Annotated in this window: 4 protein-coding genes; all 4 read right to left on the reverse strand. The window is 75.2% G+C overall.

Annotation, left to right across the window (positions count from 1 at the left end; all coding sequences use genetic code 11):
- Positions 1 to 10 precede the first annotated feature (10 nt).
- Positions 11 to 313 carry a mycofactocin biosynthesis chaperone MftB gene (gene mftB, locus L0H79_RS21570; protein ID WP_301486791.1) on the reverse strand — a complete coding sequence of 101 codons (303 nt, stop codon included), beginning with the start codon at positions 311 to 313 and terminating at the stop codon, positions 11 to 13.
- A gap of 9 nt (positions 314 to 322) precedes the next feature.
- Entirely contained in the window at positions 323 to 478 is a 156-nt protein-coding gene (gene mftA, locus L0H79_RS21575) for a mycofactocin precursor MftA (RefSeq protein ID WP_301486793.1), read from the reverse strand.
- Positions 479 to 596: 118 nt separating this feature from the next.
- Entirely contained in the window at positions 597 to 2075 is a 1479-nt protein-coding gene (mftF, locus tag L0H79_RS21580; protein ID WP_301486794.1) for a mycofactocin biosynthesis glycosyltransferase MftF, read from the reverse strand.
- A partial coding sequence (locus tag L0H79_RS21585) for a GMC family oxidoreductase (protein WP_301486796.1) occupies positions 2072 to 3297 on the reverse strand: 1226 nt, incomplete at its 5' end. The genes mftF and L0H79_RS21585, both read right to left, overlap by 4 nt.

A 3297-nucleotide genomic window follows, 5' to 3' on the forward strand; every position in this document is an offset into this window, starting at 1 on the left:
GAGCCGATGGTCATGGCGTCCTGCCGGGATCCGGAACGATCATCGAGCCCTCGGCGAGGCGGGCCAGCGCGGCGAGGTAGTGCGGCTGCTCCGGCGGGCCGACCCCGGCGGCCGCGCAGGCTCCGCGCGCGTCGACGGCAGCGCCCAAGGACCGGACCACCCCGAGGAGACGAGGATCCTTCAGGAAGGTCAGCCGCCGGGTGTCGAAGTGGTAGAGCAGCGCCCCGAACGGTTCGGGTCGGACCGCGACCCGGGGATGAACCCGCCAGGCCGCGTCGGCGTCGAACGCCCGGTCAGGCTCCGCAGCCGTCACGATGCCGCCTCAGTAGACCCCGCACATCCCGTCGATGGAGACATCCTCGAGCAGGTCGTCGACCACGGCGGCCTGCCCTGCTACCGGTCGGTCCGTTGCGTCGTCGTCGGTGCGGACGCACTCTGGTTCCTCGACGAGCGTCGGGGCCGTCGCGTTGATCGTCATGGTGTCGTCCTCCCGTTGAGTATGGGCGGTGGGCCACGGTGATCGGGGTCGCCCGCTGTGGCCGAGAATAGCTGTCGGGGTCTCGGCGGCGGTAGGGGTCTTCGTCCCGCTTCGGATATCAGGGTCGCTCTCGAGATCCGTCGCGTCGCGCGTGGGCGAAGGGCAGGCGCGGCCGGGGCAGCAGCGCTGCGGGGCGCCGCTCACGGATCGCGCTGGTGATCACGCCGCTGCCGTATGCCGCGTCGTCGACCAGCCGGAGGGCGGCATACCCGAGTGGGTTGACTCGCGGGCGGGTGCGCACGATCTCCAGAGCGACCGGCGCGAGCATGGCTGCGGCGCCTGCCCGCCCGAGGCTCGACCTGGATGCCGTCGCGAGGGCGAGCCAGCCGAGGGGCCACCATTCGCGGCGCAGGGCATGCCCGATGGCTACCGCGTCGGCGAGCAGCCCCTTGCCTACGATCACGGGTGCCAGCCACGGTGGGACACCTGCCTCGTGCAGCCGCCGGGCCAAGGCTGAGGCCGCCCCGGTGGCGGTGAGCAGCCCAGGCACCGGGTGCCCGGCGACCAGGCAGGCCAGCGCGGCGAGGTTCCACGCGGACGGGCGGGCGGGGGCCAGCCGCCCGGGATGACGCCGCTCCAGCGCGGGCGCCGAGGTCCCATAGACGAACCGCGTGGCCAGCCAGTCCCTGGGCCTGGCGCGCATCTCGTGCCAGACCGACACCGACGGGTCGTAGCGCACGTGCCACCCGGCCTCGACGAGGCGCCACACCAGGTCGACGTCCTCACCGACGCGCATCGACGGATCGAAACCATTGTCCACCAAGGCTTTCCGGCGCACGACGAGCGTGGCCGACGGCACGAAGCCGAGCCGGGCGCCAGGGCGGACGAGCTGGGGCTCGGCCCCCATGTCGAGGGCGGACCGGGCCTGCTCGTACCGGCCGAGGACGCAGTCGCCGGTCGCGAGCGGCCGCACCCGGGGGGCCACGGCCGCGACCCTGGGATCGTCGAAGTGAGCCACCAGCGCATCCAGCCATCCCGGCTGCGCGCGGCAGTCGGAGTCGACGAACGCGACCAGGCCGACGTCGGTGACCGCCACACCGGTGTTGCGTGCGCTCGCCGGGCCCCGGTTCACGGCGTGCCGCTCGAGGCGAGCACCGTGGTCCGCGGCGACGCGTTCGACCCTCGCCGCCTCCGAGGACGCGTCGTCGACGACGAGCACCTGCAGGCCTGCCAGCGAGGCCAGGCACGCCTCCAGCGAGGCCGGACGGTCGCGGGCCGGGACGACCACCACGACATCACGAGCCGGGCGGGCCCGCGGCCTCGGGTGGGCCAGCCCGCGCTCGACGAGCCGGTCCGCGGTCCTCAGCTCGGCGGCATCCACCGGGATGACACCGAGGCTCCCGGCGTCGCTCAGTCGCCGGGCGAAACCGCGGGCCGGCGGGGCCAGCCGGGCCAGCCCCCACGGCGAGCCGCCGGTCACGAAGGAGGCATCCCGGCTCAGCCGGGCCCGCCGGTCCCAGACGACCGGCACCCCCGCCGGAAGCCCGGGGGCAGCCGGGCCAAGGGCAGCGCGACCGGGCCCGGCACCGCTGCTCACCGCTCATCCTCGACGAGGTCCGCCACCCGCCACCCCGCAGCCATGGCCGGGGCGGCCATGCCGCCCGAGGGATGGCTCGGGAAGACCGACGCGTCGGCGATGCGCAGCCGCTCGACCCCACGCACCCGCAACCGGCAGTCCACGACGTCCGACTCGTCCGGGCCCATCGCGCAGGAGCCCACGGCGTGGTAGATGCCCGACCCGGTCAGCGCCGCATACCTCACCGCGTCGATGCCGGGCCAGGGCGCGGTCAGCTCCGCGACCAGCCCCGCGAGGCGGGCCTGCCCGAGCAGGCGGCGCTGCCAGTCGAGGATCCGCTCGGTCGCGGCGCGGTCCTCGGCCGTCTCCAGGAACCTCGACTCGATCACCGGTTGGTCCTCCGGGTCCGGTCCGCCGGCATGCACCGAGCCGGTCGTGCTGGGGCGCAGGGCGTAGCCGACGAGCATCAGCCCAGGGCCCGGGGACACCGCCAGCCCGGTGTCGTCGGTCGCCAGCGAGGTCACCAACACCTGGGCGTCGGGCCGGCCGCTGCCGTCGGTGGCCACGAGCCCGGCCAGCTCGTACGCCCCGGTCGACAACGCGCCGCCCCGCGTGAGGACGTAGCGGCCCACCTCCCGGGCCCGGCCCACCGGTGAGCCGAGCCGGGGCCCGAGACCGACCCGCCGGGACAGCCTCGCCTTGACCGTGACGGCCCGCTGCTCCACCATTCGCTCGCCGACCTGCGGGCTCTCCACCCTGACCGGAACCCCGATCCGGGCCAGGACCTCCGGGCGGCCGATCCCGGACCGCTCCAGCAGCATCGGCGACTCGATCGCGCCGGCGCACACGATGGTCTCGCGGCGGGCCCTGATCTCCCGGCTGCGGCCCGCCCGCCGGACCACCGCACCCACGGCCGCCGTACCGTCCAGGACGATGCGGCCCACCCGGACGCCGTGCAGCACCGTCAGGTTCGGCCGGCCCCGCGCCGGGGCAAGGAAGGCCGTGGCCGCGCTGACCCGGCGCCCGCGGGCGATGGTGCTCGGCGTGACCCCGATCCGCGGGCCGGCGCTCGAGTTGAGATCGGGCACGAACGGCACCCCGAGCGCTTCGGCCGACGCGAGCACCGCCTCGGTCACCTCGTTGCCCACCTGCGCCCACCCGGGGACCGTGACATCGAGCAGCCCCGCAGCATCGCGCCCAGCCGAGACCCGGCGCTCCAACGCGTCATACGCCGCCCCCATGG

Source organism: Intrasporangium sp. (assembly GCF_030452765.1).
Taxonomy (GTDB): Bacteria; Actinomycetota; Actinomycetes; order Actinomycetales; family Dermatophilaceae; genus Intrasporangium_A.

What these genes read in the sequence shown, in the direction of transcription:
- mftA (WP_301486793.1), bottom strand. Translation starts at nt 478, where the DNA reads ATGACGATCAACGCGACGGCCCCGACGCTCGTCGAGGAACCAGAGTGC.